The 18,301-nt window shown below is 66.9% G+C and carries 18 protein-coding genes; 5 read left to right on the top strand and 13 right to left on the bottom strand.

Annotated elements, in window-relative coordinates; all coding sequences use genetic code 11:
- Positions 1 to 3 precede the first annotated feature (3 nt).
- Both ABIE44_RS15330 and ABIE44_RS15325 read left to right on the top strand, forming a co-directional pair.
- The gene (locus tag ABIE44_RS15330) at positions 4 to 546 is read left to right on the top strand and encodes an LOG family protein (RefSeq protein WP_209715669.1); all 543 of its coding nucleotides are present in this window, start codon (positions 4 to 6) and stop codon (positions 544 to 546) included.
- Between the two features lie 82 nt (positions 547 to 628).
- Positions 629 to 1,501 carry a GyrI-like domain-containing protein gene (locus ABIE44_RS15325; protein ID WP_209715672.1) on the top strand — a complete coding sequence of 291 codons (873 nt, stop codon included), beginning with the start codon at positions 629 to 631 and terminating at the stop codon, positions 1,499 to 1,501.
- Between the two features lie 360 nt (positions 1,502 to 1,861).
- Here ABIE44_RS15325 and ABIE44_RS15320 read toward each other — a convergent pair whose 3' ends face one another.
- The 9 genes from ABIE44_RS15320 to ABIE44_RS15280 all read right to left on the bottom strand — a co-directional run bounded on the left by ABIE44_RS15320 (position 1,862) and on the right by ABIE44_RS15280 (position 11,155).
- Positions 1,862 to 2,749, bottom strand: coding sequence for a lysophospholipid acyltransferase family protein (locus ABIE44_RS15320; RefSeq protein WP_354438136.1), 888 nt, complete (start codon positions 2,747 to 2,749; stop codon positions 1,862 to 1,864).
- A 2-nt stretch (positions 2,750 to 2,751) separates the two neighbouring features.
- Positions 2,752 to 3,774 carry a 4-hydroxy-2-oxovalerate aldolase gene (dmpG, locus tag ABIE44_RS15315; protein ID WP_209715676.1) on the bottom strand — a complete coding sequence of 341 codons (1,023 nt, stop codon included), beginning with the start codon at positions 3,772 to 3,774 and terminating at the stop codon, positions 2,752 to 2,754.
- On the bottom strand, positions 3,771 to 4,727 hold the full coding sequence (locus ABIE44_RS15310) for an acetaldehyde dehydrogenase (acetylating) (RefSeq protein WP_209715679.1): 957 nt from the start codon (positions 4,725 to 4,727) through the stop codon (positions 3,771 to 3,773). The genes dmpG and ABIE44_RS15310 overlap by 4 nt, the downstream gene beginning before the upstream one ends.
- Entirely contained in the window at positions 4,724 to 5,494 is a 771-nt protein-coding gene (locus ABIE44_RS15305; RefSeq protein WP_209715688.1) for a 2-keto-4-pentenoate hydratase, read from the bottom strand. Before ABIE44_RS15305 ends, ABIE44_RS15310 begins: the two co-directional genes overlap by 4 nt.
- Positions 5,491 to 6,474, bottom strand: a complete 984-nt coding sequence (locus ABIE44_RS15300) for an amidohydrolase family protein (RefSeq protein ID WP_354438398.1) — start codon at positions 6,472 to 6,474, stop codon at positions 5,491 to 5,493. The genes ABIE44_RS15305 and ABIE44_RS15300 overlap by 4 nt, the downstream gene beginning before the upstream one ends.
- A 145-nt stretch (positions 6,475 to 6,619) precedes the next feature.
- On the bottom strand, positions 6,620 to 7,591 hold the full coding sequence (locus ABIE44_RS15295) for an amidohydrolase family protein (RefSeq protein WP_209715694.1): 972 nt from the start codon (positions 7,589 to 7,591) through the stop codon (positions 6,620 to 6,622).
- Positions 7,588 to 9,267 (bottom strand): bifunctional 3-(3-hydroxy-phenyl)propionate/3-hydroxycinnamic acid hydroxylase, encoded by a 1,680-nt coding sequence (locus ABIE44_RS15290; protein WP_209715697.1) that lies wholly within the window; start codon positions 9,265 to 9,267, stop codon positions 7,588 to 7,590. The genes ABIE44_RS15295 and ABIE44_RS15290 overlap by 4 nt, the downstream gene beginning before the upstream one ends.
- Complete coding sequence (locus ABIE44_RS15285) at positions 9,264 to 10,277, bottom strand: VOC family protein (protein WP_209715711.1); 1,014 nt, start codon at positions 10,275 to 10,277, stop codon at positions 9,264 to 9,266. The genes ABIE44_RS15290 and ABIE44_RS15285 overlap by 4 nt, the downstream gene beginning before the upstream one ends.
- Positions 10,274 to 11,155: an alpha/beta fold hydrolase gene (locus tag ABIE44_RS15280; protein WP_354438135.1), complete on the bottom strand. Its 882-nt coding sequence runs from the start codon at positions 11,153 to 11,155 to the stop codon at positions 10,274 to 10,276. Before ABIE44_RS15280 ends, ABIE44_RS15285 begins: the two co-directional genes overlap by 4 nt.
- A gap of 149 nt (positions 11,156 to 11,304) precedes the next feature.
- Between ABIE44_RS15280 and ABIE44_RS15275 the strand changes: the two genes are divergently transcribed.
- Positions 11,305 to 11,964, top strand: coding sequence for a TetR/AcrR family transcriptional regulator (locus tag ABIE44_RS15275; RefSeq protein WP_209715713.1), 660 nt, complete (start codon positions 11,305 to 11,307; stop codon positions 11,962 to 11,964).
- Between the two features lie 344 nt (positions 11,965 to 12,308).
- Here ABIE44_RS15275 and ABIE44_RS15270 read toward each other — a convergent pair whose 3' ends face one another.
- From ABIE44_RS15270 to ABIE44_RS15260, 3 genes are read right to left on the bottom strand one after another with little or no spacing between them, the layout of a single operon-like run.
- The gene (locus ABIE44_RS15270) at positions 12,309 to 13,241 is read right to left on the bottom strand and encodes a 5'-nucleotidase (RefSeq protein ID WP_209715718.1); all 933 of its coding nucleotides are present in this window, start codon (positions 13,239 to 13,241) and stop codon (positions 12,309 to 12,311) included.
- A 40-nt stretch (positions 13,242 to 13,281) separates the two neighbouring features.
- Positions 13,282 to 13,749, bottom strand: coding sequence for a hypothetical protein (locus ABIE44_RS15265; protein ID WP_209715721.1), 468 nt, complete (start codon positions 13,747 to 13,749; stop codon positions 13,282 to 13,284).
- 2 nt (positions 13,750 to 13,751) lie between these two features.
- Positions 13,752 to 14,651 (bottom strand): TIR domain-containing protein, encoded by a 900-nt coding sequence (locus ABIE44_RS15260; protein ID WP_209715725.1) that lies wholly within the window; start codon positions 14,649 to 14,651, stop codon positions 13,752 to 13,754.
- Positions 14,652 to 14,790: 139 nt separating this feature from the next.
- Between ABIE44_RS15260 and ABIE44_RS15255 the strand changes: the two genes are divergently transcribed.
- On the top strand, positions 14,791 to 15,720 hold the full coding sequence (locus ABIE44_RS15255; RefSeq protein WP_209715728.1) for a hypothetical protein: 930 nt from the start codon (positions 14,791 to 14,793) through the stop codon (positions 15,718 to 15,720).
- A gap of 49 nt (positions 15,721 to 15,769) precedes the next feature.
- Entirely contained in the window at positions 15,770 to 17,215 is a 1,446-nt protein-coding gene (locus ABIE44_RS15250; RefSeq protein WP_209715731.1) for a hypothetical protein, read from the top strand.
- Here the strand turns inward: ABIE44_RS15250 and ABIE44_RS15245 are convergent.
- Positions 17,212 to 18,129: a tyrosine-type recombinase/integrase gene (locus tag ABIE44_RS15245; RefSeq protein ID WP_209715734.1), complete on the bottom strand. Its 918-nt coding sequence runs from the start codon at positions 18,127 to 18,129 to the stop codon at positions 17,212 to 17,214. The genes ABIE44_RS15250 and ABIE44_RS15245 overlap by 4 nt on opposite strands.
- Between the last annotated feature and the right edge of the window lie 172 nt (positions 18,130 to 18,301).

Raw genomic sequence — 18,301 nt, 5'->3', positions numbered from 1 at the left:
GGCGTGACCAACATCTGCGTCTTCTCCGGTTCCACCCCGGGCGCCGACCCCGCCTTCACCCGCGCTGCTGAGGAGCTGGGGCGGTTGATCGCCGAGGCTCGCTTCGGCCTCGTGTACGGCGGCGGGGCGGCAGGCCTGATGGGCTCGGTCTCCGACGGCGCGCTGCAAGCGGGTGGACAGGTCACCGGAGTGATGCCGTCGGCGCTGTTCGACCGCGAGCTCGGCCGCTCCGACCTCACCGAGCTGCACGTCGTCGCCTCGATGCACGAGCGCAAGGCCCTGATGTACGAGCTGTCCGACGCGTTCGTCACGCTGCCCGGCGGGCTCGGCACGTTCGACGAGTTCTTCGAGACGGTGACCTGGACCAAGCTCGGCCTGCACTCCAAGCCGTCCCTGGTCCTCGACGTCGCCGGCTACTACGCGCCGTTGCGCGCGATGCTCGAGCACGCACTGACGAACGAGTTCTTCGCCCACGGCGACCAGGAGCTGATCAGCTTCCACGACTCGCCCGCGAGCGTCCTGGCGCACTTGCACCGAGCACTCTGAAGACCCTGATCGCATCGGTCCGCAACGATCGGGCGGCGCACCGGTCCGACGCAGCACGCTGGAGAGCAAAAGGAGGGACCTCATGATCGCCGTGCTCAACCTCGTCGTCGACGAGATCGAGGCGCTGCTCGCCGACGACCCGGCCGCCGACGTCGACGCGGTCGGCCTCGCGGCCCGTTCCGGCACCACCGAGCACCACCTGCGCCGGATGTTCTCCTCGCTCGCCGGGATGCCGCTCTCGGAGTACGTGCGCCGCCGCCGGATGTCACTGGCCGCCGCCGACCTGATCGGCAGCACGGCCGACCTGCTCACGATCGCCGTCCGGCACGGCTACGGCTCCGCCGAGGCGTTCGGCCGCGCATTCCGTGCGGTGCACGGAGCAGCGCCGAGCGACGTACGGCGCGACGGGGGCCCTCTCCGCACACAACAGCGGATCAGGTTCCACCTGACCGTCGAAGGGAACGTCTCCATGGATACCCGCATCGTCACCCTGCCCGCCTTCCACCTCGTCGGGTACGCCGCGCGCGTGCCACTGGTCCACAGCGGGGTGAACCCGCACATCGCCGAGCACGTCGCCTCGATCGGCGCCGAGGCGATCGGCCGTCTCAAGGAGCTGAACGACACCGAGCCCACCGGGGTGCTCTCGGTCAGCGACGACCTCGACCCCGACCGCACCGAGGGCAGCGAGCTCACCTACCTGCAGGGCGTCGCTGTGACAGCGGCACCCGCAGGCCTCGATGTCATCGACGTACCGGCTGGCACCTGGGCGGTGTTCCGGACCGAGGGACCGCACCCGGCCACCCTGCAGGAGACATGGGCGGCGACCGCGACGACCTGGTTTCCCTCGCAGCCGTGGCGGCTGCGCCCCGGGCCGGAGATCGTCGCGATGCAGGCGTACGACGCCGAGGCCGGCACGGCGACCTGCGAGCTGTGGCTGCCGGTCGAGAACGACTGACGTCGCAGCAGCAGAGCCTCCTCGGCGTACCGAGGAGGCTCTGTTCAAGAGGGCAGTGGTGGTGTGGTGGGGTGTTCGCGGATTAGAGAACCGCAGGTCAGCGGGCCTCTTCTGCGAAGACGTTTCGGGGTTTGCACCCATGGCCGCCGAAATCAGCACCCATTCAAATCGGACATGGCTCCTGCAGGCCTCTGACCTGGGCTTTTGCGCGATGCTCGTGCTCGAATGACGCACTTGATGCTGCGGTCACACCGTCCGGACCTGCCGAGATCCGTGCGCTACAGGCTTATTCAGCCCACTGCGTTCTGGGCCACTTCGGGACTCGGGGGCTCACCTACCTGGCCGCGACGCGCACGCTAGTCAGTCGGATCGCGCCCGGCGTTCGCGCGCGAGCAAAGAGAGCCGCTTCTGCATTGCTACCTCGACCCGGCCGGCGAACTCGGCCGGAGTCTCCCCCTCTGTCGGGCTCATTGCCGGAAGAACTGAGGTGAGGAGTTTCGTCGGGAGCGGCAGGTAGGGCAGCAGGCCGACCGCGCCGACGTTCAAACCCCACGGGAGTGAGACCGACACCGGGAGCGCCTTGGTGCGTAACAGCTTGTCCAGGCGAAGAGCCTTGGCGAGGCGCTTGCCGTCGGAGAGCACGAACAGCGACTCCCCTGCCCCGGCGGTGACGATGGGGACGATCGGTACGCCTGCGTCCATGGCGAGGCGGGCGAAGCCGGTGCGGCCGTCGAAGACGATCTTGTCGCGGTCGCTGAACGATTTGAAGGCGTCGATGTCGCCCCCTGGCAGAACGAGGACGTGTTCGGCCTTCTCAAAGGCTTCCAGGGCGGCCCGACGGCTGGCGGGTCGGGCTCCGAACGGTTCGATGAATCGGCCGACCTGGAGGGTCCAGGCGATCTGGTGGGTCAGGGCGGTGACGGGACGGTCGAGGTTGAGGTCCTCGAAGGTGGCGAGGATGGCAAAGACGTTGAGGTCGAAGATGCCGCCGAACCCGTGGTTGGCCACGAACAGGACCGGCCCGCCTGGGATGGCGGCGTCGCTGTCGATCTCGAGGCGGTGGTAGCGGCGGACGAAGTCAATGCCGAGCTTGCGCATCGTCGCCAGGGCCGTGATGACGGCGTCCGGGAGCCCGGATTCGTCGGCTGTCTCCGCATCTTCCTCAACGGACGCAAGCAGCGCCTCGGACAGCGCTTCGACGTCGCTCTGCTCGCTGTCCCGCGTTGTGTTCTCGTCCCCCGTGGTCATGGTCAGCCAGTCTGGGCTGGTTGTCTGGTGAGGTCCAGGGCGATGTCGACGAGCATGTCTTCCTGCCCTCCGATGAGCCGGCGTCTGCCGACCTCGGTGAGCAGCGTGCGGACGTCGATGTCGTAGCGCTCCGAGGTGGCTTCTGCGTGGCGCAGGAAGCTCGAGTACACGCCGGCGTAGCCGAGGGTCAGAGTTTCGCGGTCGACCTGCACGGGCCGGTCCATGAGCGGCCGGACGATGTCGTCGGCGGCGTCTTCGAGGAGGTTGAGGTCGGCTGCGATGCCCCAGCCCTGAAGCATGGCGACGGCGACGAACGGCTCGATCGGGCAGTTGCCGGCGCCTGCTCCGAGGCCTGCCAGCGAGGCGTCGACGCGGTAGACGCCTTCCTCGACGGCGACGACGCTGTTGGCCACAGCGAGGGACAGGTTCTGGTGGGCGTGGATGCCGAGCTCGGTTGCCGGGTCGAGGACGTCCTTGTAGGCCCGCACACGGGCGCGGACCCCGTCCATGGTGAGCCGGCCGCCGGAGTCCGTGACGTAGACGCAATGTGCTCCGCAGGCCTCCATCATTTTGGCCTGCTCGGCGAGCTTCTCGGGCTCGACCAGGTGGCTCATCATCAGGAAGCCGGAGACGTCCATGCCGAGCTCGCGGGCGGTGGCGATGTGCTGGGCGGAGACGTCGGCCTCGGTGCAGTGCGTGGCGACGCGAACCGACCGGACGCCGAGGTCGTACGCACGCCGCAGGTCCTCGGCCGTGCCGATACCCGGAAGGATGAGAGTCGTCAGCCGGGCGTTGGTGCAGTTGGCTGCCGCGGCTTCGATCCACTCCCAGTCGGTGTGACTTCCTGGCCCGTAGCTGAGGGACCCGCCGCCGAGGCCGTCACCGTGGGACACCTCGAGTGCGTCGACTCCCGCGGCGTCGAGGGCCCGGACGATCGCTGACACGTTCTCGAGGCTGACCTGGTGCCGCAGGGCGTGCATGCCGTCACGCAGTGTGACGTCCTGCAGGAAGATGCTGGTGCTCATGCGGAGACCGCCTTCGAGGAGAGCTGCTGAGCCATCTGTTCGGCGACCTGGAGCGCGGCCGAGGTCATGATGTCGAGGTTGCCGGCATAGGCGGGCAGGTAGTGGGCGGCACCTTCGACTTCGAGGAAGACCGAGACCTTGTGGCTGACCGGTGCGTCGCCGGCGAGGGTGTGCCAGGGGTCGCCGGCCTTGAGCGGCGTGAACTGAACCTGCTGCTTGAGCCGGTAACCGGGCACGTACGCGGCGACCTTGTCGACCATCTGGTGGATGGAGTCGGCGATCTCCTGCTGGTGGACCTCTGCCGGGTCGTCGATGAGGGCCAGGACGGTGTCGCGCATGATCAGCGGCGGCTCGGCCGGGTTGAGGATGATGATGGCCTTGCCGCGGCGGGCGCCACCGACGGCGGCGATGGCGTGGCTGGTGGTTTCGGTGAACTCGTCGATGTTCGCGCGGGTGCCGGGTCCAGCCGACTTCGACGCGATGGACGCGACGATTTCGGCGTACGGCACGTCGAGGATGCGGGAGACGGCCGCGACGATAGGGATCGTGGCCTGGCCGCCGCAGGTGACCATGTTGACGTTGCCAGCGCTCAGGTGGGTTTCGAGGTTGACCGCCGGCACGACGAACGGGCCGATCGCTGCCGGGGTGAGGTCGATGAGCCGCTTGCCGAACGGTTCGAGCTTCGCTGCGTTGGCCTTGTGCGCGCCGGCGGAGGTGGCGTCGAAGACGATGTCGATGTCGTCGAACCCGGGCATCGCGATGAGGCCGTCGACGCCTTCGTGGGTGGTGGGCACGTTGAACCGGGCTGCACGGGCGAGGCCGTCGGAGTCGGGGTCGATGCCGACCATGGCACCCATCCCGAGGTGCTCGGAGAGGCGCAGGACCTTGACCATGAGGTCGGTGCCGATGTTGCCGGAGCCGATGACGGCGACCTTGGTGCTTGGGGTGCTCATGAGGTTCCTTCCGAGCTGACGAACGCGGTGAGGCTGCCCAACGGCAGGGGCCCGTTGGTCAGGGTGACTCTGACTTCACTGTTGGGTTTGAGGGCGACCATCGGGCCGAGGGCGCCGGACAGGATGACCTGGCCGGGTTCCAGCGGTGCGCCGTACTGGGCGGCTGTTTCGGCGAGCCACTCGACGGCGCTCAGCGGGTTGCCCAGGCAGGCGTCACCGCTTCCCTTCGAGACGGCGACACCGTCGACCCACATGGTCATGACGACGTCGCGGGGGTTGAACTCGTCGAGGTCGAGTCGGTCTTTGCCGAGAACGAACAGTCCGCTGCTGCCGTTGTCGGCGACGGTGTCGACGAACGTGATGTCCCAGTCGGCGATGCGACTGTCGACGATCTCCAGGGCGGCCAGCGCGTAGGCAGGCTTTGCGTCGGCGCCGAGAACGAACGCCAGCTCGGCTTCGACCTTGGGTTGAAGCAGTCGGCCGAACGGGATGGCCGTCTCGTCGGAGACGTCCATGTCATCGAGGAGGACACCGAAGTCGGGCTGGTCGACGCCCAGCTGTGCCTGAACGGCTGGTGAGGTCAGGCCGATCTTGCGGCCGACGACTCGTGCTCCGGCCTCGGTGCGTGCCTCGATGTTGCGGGTCTGCACGGCGTAGGCCGCTGCGGTGTCGTCCAGGGCGATGAGGTCGCGGACCGGGGCGCAGGGCTTCCCGGCTGCTGCTGCGTCGCTGAGCCGGTCGGCGGCGTCGGTGATGCTGGCCGTCATGCGCCGAGCCGCTTCTTCAGCTTCGGGAACTGGGCCAGGGCGTTGCCGGTCAGGACCTTCTGCAGCTCGGTCGGGTTGAACGAGCGGGGCAGCTGGGGTGCGGGATCGCCGGGGATGGTGAAGATCTCGGCGGCGAAGGGCCAGTCGGTGGCGAACATGATGTGCGAGACCGGGGCGACTTCGCGCACCGACATCATCGCTGAGGGCGCCGGCGACAGCGCGGTGTCGTAGAACAGCTTGCCGAAGTCGATGCTCTGCTCGTCCAGGACACCCAGGCCGGTGTTCTGCATGACCGGGGTGACGTACTGCAGCAGGGAGGTCCTGTAGGCCAGGAACGGCAGGACGCCACCCGCGTGGGCCAGGAGCCAGCGGATGTTGGAGTAGAACTTGAACGTGTTCGTGTAGCTGAGGTTCACCGCGGCGCGGGTGGTGTCGAACGGGAACTCGAACAGGAACGCGGGCAGGCCCAGGTCGGGGCGAACCGGGGTGACCGGGTGCACGAACACCATGGCGCCGAGCTGGTTGAGGGTGTTCATCAGCGGCTTGAGGCGGTTGTCGCCGAGGTAGACGCCCTTGTACTGGCTGAACAGGCCGACGCCGTCGAAGCCGAGGACCTTGATGGCGCGGACGGCTTCCTTCTGCGCGTTGACGATGTCGGCGGAATCGTCGAGGTCACCGAGCGGGAGGACTGCAAAGCCGCCGAAGCGCTTCGAGGCGGAGCCGGAGCCGTTGATGAGGGTCTCGTGGGTGTAGTCGTTGATCTTGCGGGCCATCGCGTCGCGCTGCGCGGCCGTCGGGAGGTAGGCGACACCAGGTTCGGAGATGGAGACGACCTGGGCAGCGATGCCGAAGCTGTTCATGAACGTCACTGCACGCTGCGGACTCCAGGCGGGGAGCTTCTTGCCGCCGGCTTCGGTGATGCCGTGCTCGTGGAGGTCGGCGACGTAGAAGTCCGGGAGGTGGTGACAGTGGACGTCGATGCGGGTGGCGGGGCCGGGCAGCAGCGGCAGGGCCGATGCGCTTTCGGCGTTGAGGCCGGTGATGGCGGTGGCTGCGGCACCGGCAGCGACGCCGCCGAGCAGGGAACGGCGCGGAGATGGTGGACATGGTGTTCTCCGGGTGAGGTCAGGCGGCGAGCCGCGGGAAGAGTGCTTCGGCGTTGAGGTGGTCGATCTGGCGTCGGAGCTGCCGGTCCAGCGGCTGTTCCTCGTACACGTCGTTGAGGAACCCGATGGCTCGGGCGGGGGCGAACGGGTAGTCGCTCCCGTAGAGCACGCGCGAGGGGTCGGCCACGGCGAGCAGGGCGGGGAAGGCTGCGGGCGAGGACGACAGCGCCGTGTCGAACCAGAAGCGGCTGAACAGCTCCATGCGCTTGGGGACCTCGGTGCGTCGCTGCAGCATCGCCTTGGCCTGCGCCAGGCGACCCTCCTGGCGCAGCATGGCGAGCATGACCCGGTAGGACACGTACGGCAGGAAGCCACCGGCGTGAGCGAGGATCCACCTGATACGCGAGAACTCCTCGATCGCGCCGCTCAGCACCAGCCCGGCGGCGGCGCGGGTGGTATCGAGGAGGAAGTCGGCAGCGAAGGACGGAATCGGGTCGACGGGCGGGGCGGGTAGCTCGCCCGGGTGGACGAATACGACGGCGTTGCGGTTGTTCAGGTACTCCAGGAGCGGACGGAAGGCTGGGTCGTGGAGATACGTGCCGTCGGTGTTGGCGATGAGGACGATCCCGTCCGCGCCGAGGTTGTTGAAGGCGTGCTCGGCTTCGGCGATGGCGCCGTCGACGTCGGGCAGGGTCAGGGTGGCGAAGAACCCGAACCGAGACGGGTTCTCGGCGACGACGCTGGCTGTGTAGTCGTTGAGCTCGCGGGCCAGTCCTCGGACGAGCTTCGGTTCGTCGAGCCAGGCACCCGGGGTGGAGACCGAGAGCACCGCGGCACGGATGCCGAGGCGGTTCATCACCTTCAGCGAGCCGGCTGGGGTCCACTTCGGGAGCGGGATGCCGCCGGGCTGGATGCCGCGGGTCTCCAGGTAGTCCCGGTACCGCGGCGGGATCAGGTGGTGGTGGGTGTCGATCCGGTGCGGCTTGCTCATACGGCGACCAGCGCTGCGCTCAGGCCGAGCTGCTTCTCGACCTCACGGGTCAGCAGACGGGTGTCGGAGGTGAGGCCGAAGACGAACTTGTCCGGCCGCAGGACCAGGAGGTCTCCCGGCTTCGCGCCTGCTTTGCGCAGCCAGGCGGTGAAGGCGCCCGAGGTGTCCTCGACGTCGATGAGTCCGGAGCGGCGGCGGCCGTCGCCGGGCTGGCCCATCGGCCGGGTTCCGGCCTCGAACAGGGTTGCGTAGCTGGCGCCGAGGCCGTCCCAGCGGTGCTTGTCAGCTCCGAGAGCTTCGCGGGGGTCGACGTTGAACCCGACAACGGACCACCCGTACCCGAGGGTGTCGTCCAGCCGCATGAGGCGGCCGTCGTAGGTGCGGACCTCGGGTTGCGGAGGCAGGGTCCCCTCCACGCCGCGCAGACCGCGGGGCAGGCCGAGGTAGGCACCCTTCTTGAACCGCGGCTTGGGCTTCATGCCCATCCGCCGCATCCACGGGCCGAGGCCCGGTGTGCGCATGGCCGACCGCAGGGCGATGTCGCGTCCGGTCGCCTGGACGGGGTGCTTGATGGAGACCAGCGACTTGTTGAAGACCGACAGGTCGATCATGGCCTTGGCATGAGGGCGCCGTTCGGACTCGAACGTGTCGAGAATCTTCGGATCGGCGCCGTGACGCAGGACCGAGTGCAGCTTCCACGACAGGTTGTCGGAGTCACGGATGCCGGCGTTCATGCCTTGGCCGATGAACTGGGGCGTCATGTGGGCAGCGTCACCGGCCAGGAGGACCCGGCCGTTGCGCCAGGTGTCGGCGACCACTGCGTTGAACGTGTAGACGAGCTTGCGGATGACAACGACTTCTTCAGGGTCGATGTACTGGCTCATCAGCCGGCGCACGGTCTCGTCGGACTCGAACTCGTCCTTGTCGTCGTCATCCTTCAGGCTGAACTCGAACCGGTGGTGCCCGCCGGGTTGGGGGCAGGACACGGTCGGCATGTCGGGGTCGCAGACGAAGTCGAAGTACGGCAGGTGCCGGAAAGCGTCGACGCCTTCCTTGGCTTCCAGGTCGACGACGAGCCACCGCTCCGGATAGCTCTTGCCGGTCATCTCGATGTTCTGGGACAGCCGGACGACCGAGCGACCACCGTCGGCACCGATCAGGTACGCGGCCCGTGAAGTCTCGGCGTTGTCGACCTCGGTCACCGCTTCGCGCTTGCCGTACCCGGATCCGGTGGAGGCGGCATGGGTGACGCTGACACCGTCATCGTCCTGAGCGAACGCAAGGACCTCACGGCCGCGGCGGACCTCGACGTTCGGGTAGATCTTGAGGGACTCTTCGAGCTTGTTCTCCAGGTACGGCTGGTACAGGAAGTTCGTGATGGGCCACCACATCGGGCGACGGTCCTCGCGGAACTGGGCCAGGATGCTGCCGTCCTTGCGGACCCACTGCACGACCGAGTCGATGTTCATGTCGGCGTGCAGCTCGTCGGCGATGCCGGCGGTCTGGAACACGCGGAGGGCTTCGTCGTCGGTGTAGACCGCGCGCGCCATCCCGTAGAACTCTGGCTCGCGCTCGAGGACGAGAACGTTGAGGCCGCGTCGGCCGAGCAGGGTGGCCATGGTGAGGCCGGTCGGTCCGAGTCCGACGACGATGACGTCGTGAGCGTTGGTGGTCATCGGGCTGCTCCGCTCAGCTCGGGCACGGTGATCTCGGGGGCGCGGCCGTTGCGTACGGCGTTCTTGAACTGGGCGAGCTTGTCGACGACGGTCTGGCCGACCGGGGTGTGGCCCCAGATGCTGATGCCCTGGTAAGTGGTCGGCTCCCACGTCGCTTCGAGCTCGGGGGTCACGACGATCGGGTTCCAGCCGACCTCCCACTCAAACCCGGAAGGGGTCATCGCGTAGTACGAAAGCTCGCGGTCGTTGGTGTGCTGACCGACCGAGAGCGCCATGTCGAAGCCGGTGGCCTTGACCCGCTCGTACGAGCCGACCATGTCCTCGAGGGTCGCCGCCTGAATGTTGAGGTGCTGGACGCGGGTGCGGATCGGGTCGATCTTGACCGTCCGAACGTTGGCGACGGCGACCGAGTGGTGGCGCTCGTTGAGCCGCAGGAACCTGATCTTGAGCTTGACGCCGCTGATGGCCTCGTCGATCCAGTCGGACAGGCGGGCGTCGAACAGGGTGCCGTAGTAGGCGTGCAGAGTTTCCGGCTCGCGGGAGGTGATGGCGACGTGACCCATGCCGGCTTCGCCGGTGACGAAGCCGCTGGACAGCATGCTCAAGGGCGACTCGGTGGTGACGGCGCGGGTGAAGAGCTCCTGACCGATGCCCTTGGGCCCGGGCAGCCGCCACAGGCGTTCGACACCGCGCAGCTGGGCGTCCTCGGCCGACCCTTCGACGGCCGGCAAGCCCCGCTCGGCGGCGCGGCGCAGGATCTCGTCGAACGTCTCGTGACTGTCGACCTCCCAGCCGGTGGCGACGACGTCTTCGGCCGGGCCGTTCTGCAGCAGGAAGCGGCTCTCGTGGTCGTCGAGCCGGAACCGCATCGAGGAGTTGTCGACGTCGTCGACGTGCAGCCCGATGGCGTCAGCACCGAAGCGGCGCCACTCGGCGAACTTCTGGGTCTCGATGACGACGTAGCCCAGGTGAACGTCGCCGAAGACGTCTGGGCGCTCGAAACCGCTCACTGGTCGGCTCCGAGGCTCGAGTCCTTCAGGTGGGCGACGGCGAGCGCGTTGAACAGGTCAGCCTTCTCCCACTGGACCCAGTGGCCGGTGTTCGCGACCAGGTGCGCGTCGCAGTTCGGCATCGTTTCGGCCAGCATCAGCGCACCTGAGGGTCGGTTGACCTTGTCGCGGGCACCCCACACGACCAGCGTCTTGTTCTGGACCTGAGCCAGGCGGCTGTCCCGGGTGAAATCCATGCGCCACAGGGTGCGCAGCGCGAACGGGCCGGACGGGCGCCGCAGCGGTGGGTTCGCCACGACCTCCGGGTCGATGCTGGCTTGGTAGCGCAGCTCGATGAGGTCGGCGGGGGCGTCGTTCGGGTCGAAGACGAGATAGGTGCGGATGAAGTCGGTGATCTTCTCCAGCGACGGGCCTTTGCCTCCGTAGTAGGCCAGCAGCGCGTTCAGGCCGGCGGTCGGCAGGGAACGGGTGGTGCCGATGCCGCCGGGACCCATGAGGATGAGCCGGTCGACAAGTTCGGGCTTCTCGATGGCGAGGCGCAGGGCTGCGGCGCCGCCGTAGGAGTTGCCGATCAGGTGTACCTTCTCCAAGCCCAGCGCCTTGATGAGGCCGCCGAGGAACGAGGCGAGGTCACCGAACGGGTCGGAGTGGTCGATGCGCTTTGTCGACTGCCCGTAGCCCGGCATGTCGGGAACAATCACGTGGAAGTGCTCGGCGAGCGCGTCGATATTGCGGGCGTAGTTCGACGCTCCGGTCGCGCCCGCTCCTCCGCCGTGCAGAAGCACAACAGCTGGACCGGCTCCAACCTCGGTGACGAAGATCTGCCTGTCGCCGACCTCGATGGTCCGCTCGGTTCGTGCTGCCTGCGTTACGTCCACGGTGACGCCTCCTGGTTAGTTCTTGATGAAATCATCAGTAACGATGAAACCCTTGTCAAGAGGTTCTGATGGTTTCATCAAAACTTTTTGATGAAACCATCACCGTTGTGATTGACTCAGCACTGATAGCCGCCGAAGAAGGGCAGGGCATGACCGAAGCGAAGGCGCCGAGCCGCCTCGACCAGCGCAAGGCACGAACGCGTGCCGCACTCATCAGCGCGGCCCAAACCTTGCTGGCGGAGGGCCGTACGTCGGTGAGCATCCAGGAGATCACCGACGCCGCCGACGTCGGCTTCGGCTCCTTCTACAACCACTTCGAGTCGAAGGAGGCCCTCTTCGAGGCCGCCATCCAGGACACCCTCGAGGTGTACGGCGAGTTCCTCGACTCCTTCGTGGCGAGCGTCGAGGACCCGGCTGAGGTCTTCACCGCCTCATTCCGCCTGTCGGGGCGACTTCAGCGACTGATGCCCGAGCACGTGCGCGTGATGCTGAACGCCGGCATGCACGTGCTGACCGACAACCCGGACCGCGGCCTGGCACCACGAGCACGACACGACCTCCAGGCCGCCCACGACGCCGGCCGTATGGACGTGCCGAACATCGACCTCGCGCTGATGGCGGTTGGAGGAGCTCTCCTCGGGCTACTTCAGTACCTCGAGGCCAACCCCGAGCTCGACGACGCGCCCGTCACCGACGAGTTCACACGCCGCGTCTTGAGCATGCTCGGCGTCAGCAACGATGATGCCGAGGACTTGGTGGGACGTCCGCTTCCAGAAGCCGAGCTCGTCACCGAGGTGCACGCCCTGTAGGACCACCAACCAAACGACAGAGCCGGACTCGCGATGCGAGTCCGGCTCTGTCGTTTTCACGAGGGGCAAAGGCCGATCCTGATTTCGGGGTAAGTACCCGCCGATTTCGGGGAAAGGCCCGTGGTGGGGTGTTCGCAGATTAGAGAAACCGCAGGTCAGCGGCCCTATTCTGCGAAGACGTTTCGGGGTTTGCACCCATGGCCGCCGAAATCAGCACCCATCCAAAACGGACATGGCCACTACAGGCCTCTGACCTGGGCTTTTGCGTATCACGCGTGCTCATCTGACTGACCGTTGGCGCCGTTCCAAGGACCCCCACACGTGCCTTCGCAGCTACTCGCCACTCAGACACTCCCCTCGTTGGCGACCCCATAGGGGATGTGCACGCCGACAACGTCGTCCAGCGCTCCCGTCAAGTGAAGGTCCTGGTCGTCGAAGAAGATGTGCGGCTGCATGACCCGAAGGACTCGTGCCTTCTCGATGCCACCCAGGAAGAAGGCGTCGTTGACCCGCACGCCCCACTCCCGAAGCGAGTGCACTGCGCGCTCGTGCGCCGGTGCGTTCCGGGCGGTGACCAGGGCGATCCGGAGCCGCGGCGAGTAGTCGGGGTCTTCCGCCCGACGACTCTCCTCGATCTGTTGGATTCGGTTGAGGTCCGCCAGGAGCGGCTTGAGCAGCCCGGGTTCGAGGGGCCGGTCCCGGTTAGCGTCTTCGTGGACCATGTAGTCGTCCAGCCCGTCCGACTTGTACTTACGTTCAGAGGAGTCGTCGGCGAGCACGCCGTCGAAGTCGAAGGCGACTCGGAGGGTGGGGTCTGACTCGTCGTACTCAGCTGTCGAAGGCATCACGTGGCCGGCGGGAAAGCCGGCTTCAATGGCCGCGTCGACGTCGGCCCGGTTCGCGGACAGAAAGAGTGACATGTCGAGCGCGCCGATGTACTCGTAGGGCGCCTTGCCTTGGGTGAAGATCGCCCGGGTCGAATCGAGCCCGTGGTGCTTGACGGACCTCATGACGCGCAGCCCGGTGTCAGGGTCGTTCCTCGACAGAACGATCACTTCTACGAGTGGGTCGTCGGCACGTAGGTCGTTGAGCCGCACGAGCCGCTGGATGAAGGGGAACGCGACCCCCTTGTCCAGCGGTACGTCGAGGTTGGCGTCCTGGTACTCCCGGTACGCCATCTCGCCGTGCTCGCGAAAGTAGGCGTCAGACTCGGTGAGGTCGAAGAGCGCGCTCGACGCGACGCCGACCACGAGTCGGTCGTCCAGCTCGTAGGCCATGCCCTAGGCCGCCGAGGGCGTCGGGCAGGGCAAACGAGGGCTACACGGCGAAGGCTGCTCCACAGACCAGACAGTAGAACGGACCGGACGCATTCTCTGGGACTTTGACCGGTTCCCACCCGTGGCACGGGGAGGCGACGATGCTCATGTCGTCGGGCTCGTCGAGCGGCTCCGGAGTCTCGACGTCATCGAAGCCGCCCGACGTCTCGACTCGAACCAGGCCTCCACCCCGAAGCCCGCGGAAGGCGTCGTCGAACATGTCGTTGAGCTGCGAGCCCACGTGTCCGCTCACCTCGGCCTGGATGAGGTCGAGCTGCGCCTGAGTCCACCAAGAGTCCGGGCCGGCTACCTGACCACACAACGGGCAGAAGTACGCGTCAGCCGGCTGCTGATGCTCGGCTTCCTCGTTCGCTGGCCCGTGGTGCCACTTGAACTCCTGCTCACAGTGCGGGCACTCCCTGCGAAGGAATCCGTCGTTGTCGACCGGCAGTTCGATTGAAAGCTCCATGGTCAGAGGCCGCTTACGAACTCGTCGACATCGAACGCGACGCCGTCTGCAGTGGCGGCCTTGATCGTCAGGTTGAAGTAGCTCTTCCGAGTGTCGCCGAGCGTTCGGGTGCTGTCGACCAGAACTGTGACCGACTTTCCCTGCGGCAAGCGCGGCACAGGGAAGTCGTTGCTTCCTCCCCGCGAAACCAGGCTGAACTCGCCGTCAGTCTCCAGATCCACCTGGAATGCATCGCCAGGGCCGAGGTTGGTCACCTGAAGCTCTCCAAGGCGCCGCGAGCCGTTGTCGATGTACCGGGCTGAGAAGCGTGGAAGACCGCTCGCCGTCGACGACGGCAGCTTTCTCCCCAGCGGCAGCCCACCACCGGGCGGCGCGGGGGGCGTCAGGTCCCCCGCCTTGTGCCAGTCGGTACCCACCAGCTTGACCGCGCATCCCGCTGTCTCGAGCCTGTTCGCAAGCTCCTGGCGAGGCGCCAAGTCGTTGCTGAGACGGACTACGTGCCGACCGTGAATGTCGCTGAACGACTTGACCTGCCCGAGCTCGACGATGATCGTTCGCTCCTCGTCACGCCCGAGAGCCATGCCAGCCTCGAACAACACGTTGGGCCGCGGCTGCATCTGAGCCTCGGTTTCCGGGTCTCCCGGGAATGTCAGGCTCTCGTGCAGATGCGCCACGTCGTCCGGCGTCTGAAGAACGACAACCGCTTGCGCAGCGTTGAACGCAGCATCCAGGACATCTCCGATGTACGGGGAGCCCTTGCCCGTCATGCGAATCGCCTCGGACCACTCGATCGGGTCGAGACCGATGGCTCGCAGGAAGGCGAAGAGTCCTGACCGCGCTAGCGCGTTGCGACCATGGATGACGAAGACTTTGCGGTTGTTAGGCTCCGGGTTCTCGCTCACGACTCTCCCTACCGATGTGCTTGCGGGCGACGGTGTAGCTGCCAAGAACCACGCTAGACGCCGGCTCCGACACATCACCTTGAGCACCTGGCGCCCAGCCGACTTCGCGAGTGTCGGAGCCTCGTCCTAGTTTCCGACTGTGAGTGAGCACTACGCCTACGTGGCCTGCACCTGCTGGCGTGACGGCAAGACGACCGTCCCGCCGGCCGAGGTCGAGTTCAGGTTCGACGCGTACGGCAATCTGCGGTCGCCCGCCGGCGAGATGGTCGAGGACTGGTCCGACGAGATGTACGAGTGGGCCACAGACACTGCGTGTCCGCACCGCCACATGCGTCTGGTCGAAGAGATTTTTGTACCTGCTTACGAACCCGACCCACGGCTGGTCGACGAGCTCGTCACCGGTCGCTACGAGCACCTGCGGCAGGTGCTGGATCAGGCCTCGGCCTACTCCTACCGCGGTGTCATCGCGCCGGCGGCCATCGCCGCAAGTGCAAAGGCGGAGATCGACGCCCTGTCGCAGGTCAGGGTCGGGCCGGACACCCGCGTCCTGGTCGACCGGGGCGGCCGTGAGCCCATCGAAGCGATCGACCTCCATGGTTTCCCGAATGAGGAAGGGCCGATTGGCCTTGGTGTTCGCGACCACTACGGCGCCCCTACCGACCATCTCCTGGAAGTCGGAGTCGATGGCCTCGACCTGCTGGTGCGAACGATGACTGCCGAACCGGTCGAGCTGCTCCGCGCTGCTCGGTTGGGCCAGCACGTCGCAGACGATGCCGAGGTGGTGAAGGCGTTCCAGTACCTGTATGCCGAGTCGACGTTCACGAATCTGGACTCAGGTGAGTCGGCGGCCGGGTACGCACGTCCCGTCACGTACATGAAGTTCGCCTCGGTGGCCGACTGCGAGCTGCTGTGGGACAAGGTCGAGGAGCTGACCGTGGCGGTGCGGCCGCTGGTGATGACCGACCTCGGCTGGTACCTCCCGCGGCTTCAGGCGCTACTCGAAGCGTCGGTGGTCACCGGTAACCCGGTGGTCATGTACTACTCGGGCAACAGCCTCGGCTACGACTAGCCAAGTCCCCTCGACAGGAAGCACGGTGATCACGGTGCAACGCAGGCCAGTGAATGAACGACAGCTCGAGGTGCTGCGCTGGGTTGGCGACGGCTCCCACCCCCGGGACTGGCCCGACGAGTCGTACAAGACGACCGCCCGCGCCTTGGAGAACCGCGGCCTGGTCACCGTCAGCAAACGAACGGGTCTCTGGGCAGCCACGATCACGGAGGCCGGCCAGCACTATCTCAGCCATGGCGACTACCCCGTGGTCGAGGAAGCGACCGAGAACAAGCCCGCGCCTGAGAGGCGCACTCGGCGCCGTCGGACGCCGCCGCAGCCGAAGGCCTCCTCAGGTCTGCCTCCTGCACCCACTCCGGACCCGAACATCCAGCACGCTGAATCGGTGATCGAGAAGGTGCTGGAGGGCGGCGGGCAAGCCGACCTCGGGAAGGTCGAGTTCGACCCGCACAAGGTGCTGGCGGTCGCCGGCCTGGCCTCGAACAAGCCGCACGACAAGATTCTGCGGTTTTCGCCGTACGGCGGCTGGGCGGAACGCAAGCAGGTCGCGTACTTCGACGACGACATGACACTGCGCGTCGAGCGAGAGGACATTGCCGCGCCGGAGCGGCTGACGAAGCCGCATCCCGCTGCCGGCGTCTACAAGGCGGACCCGGACCAGCACATGGTCACCAAGGAGTCGTTGTCCCGTGCGACCCGCCTGCTCCACGCCCTGGCAACAGAGGCGACCCGGCGCGGCCACACGGTCTCCTCACGGAAGCTCAAAGGCTTGGACGCTGGCGCGTTCCGCACTGCCATCGGGAACGGGCAGTTGGAGGTCACTGTCGGCGACTTCACCTACGGCATCCTGATCGCCGAGAAGCCGGGCAAGGGCAGCAAGCGGCAGGACATCCGCTACCGGTACCCCTACGAGCCGCCTCGGAAGACGCAGCCGATGTGGCGCGAGATCAGGCAGAACACCTTCGTCCCGACCGGGCAACTGAGCATCACCATCGTGGCGAAGGGCTCGAACCGTGACGGGCGCCCGCTCATCTTCAACGACGGCGCCCGCAAGGCCCTCGACCAGCGTCTTGGTGAGGTGTTGTGGGAGATGGAGGTCCGGGCGTTGGAGGATGCCCGGGACGCGCGCCGTGCCGAGGCTGCTGCTGCCGCCAAGCAGCGTCGCTGGGAAGCCGCGATGGAGGAGGCCAAGCGTCTGCTGGTCGAGTCCCATCGCGGCGACGTCCTGGACCGCCAGACGAAGGCCTGGCGCAAGGCCAATGAACGCCGCGAGTACGTCGCGGCCATGACCGCGACGGTCGGGGCGATGGCCGCGGGTGAGGACCGCGACCGGGCTCAGGCTTGGTTGGACTGGTGCACTGACAGCATCGGCCCCGCTGACCCTCTGCAGGGCACCTTGAAGGTTCCGACTTCGCCGGAGCCGAACGCTCAGAACCTCCAGCCGTTCCTGAACGGCTGGTCCCCGTACGGACCGGACGGATACGGCCGGCGTTAGCCAGCCGCCAGCTCAGCATCAGTCTCGTCGCCGTCGGGTGGTGCGATGAAGGCGACGAGGGAGTGCACGGCGTGGTCGTCGAGGTTGGTGCGGTTTCTGTCGTAGCGCATGGTCGTGCGCGGTTCGGCGTGCCGGGCGAGGTCCTGGACTTTGCGGATGGATGCCCCGGACTCCAATGCGTTGGTGATGCAGCTGTGGCGGAGTAGATGGGGGCGGACGACTAATCCTTTGATGCCGGCGCGGCGGCCGAGGGTGTTGACGATGGTGCCGAGTCCTTGGCGGCTCAACGGGCCACCGTCCTGTCGGAGAAGGAGCGGGCCGGTGGTGCGGTCTCCTGCAGCGGCTTCGAGTGCCCGGACGACTGGGATGGGGATGGGCATGCGGGCGGGCACGCCGGCCTTGCCGTGGAACTCCAAGACTCGATGGCCGCGGCTGGTCTTCTGGAAGTTCTCGATTTGGATGGAGCAGGCTTCGGACGCACGAAGGGCCATGCAGCAGAGCAGGAATGCGGTGGCGTAGTAGCGGCCGCCGCTGGTTTGGCCGGCGAGGAGGAAGTCCTGCATCTGGGCGCGGTCCAGGCCGGTGGTGTCCTTGGGCAGTGTGGTGATGCGTGGACGGCGCGCGTACTGCGCGGGGTCGCGTTCGATCGCGCACTCCTGATGCGCGAACCGGTAGAGCCCTCGCACCGACGTCAGGGCGGTGCAGACGCTGGCACCCGACATGCGGCGCTCGACTAGGAGATGCTCGATGTACCGCTCGACGTCTGGCCGGGTAGCGCGAAGTGGCTCAAGGTCGTGGTCAGCGCACCAGGCGAAGTAGCGGTCGAGGTAGAAGTTGTAGACGGTCAAGGTTCCGTCGCGATATGGCCGCAGGTAGTCGGTGCGCAGGTCGCTCAGGCGTTGTGGAGTGGTCATGCGGGAAGTCGACAGCCTCTATTCGACAGTTGGCTAGTGGCACCTTCTGGACAGGACGGGCGGAGCCGGCGCTCTCCTCTGCACTCGGATAGGCGGCGAGTTGTGTGCGGTCCCGCAGTTCTCACCAACCCGGTCGCAACTGCGTCCGCTCGGCTGCTGACTCGACTTGGCC

The sequence above is a fragment of the Marmoricola sp. OAE513 genome, assembly GCF_040546585.1.
Lineage (GTDB): Bacteria > Actinomycetota > Actinomycetes > Propionibacteriales > Nocardioidaceae > Marmoricola.
Note: the sequence above shows the minus strand (reverse complement) of the source record. Positions and strands in the feature narration are given on the sequence as shown.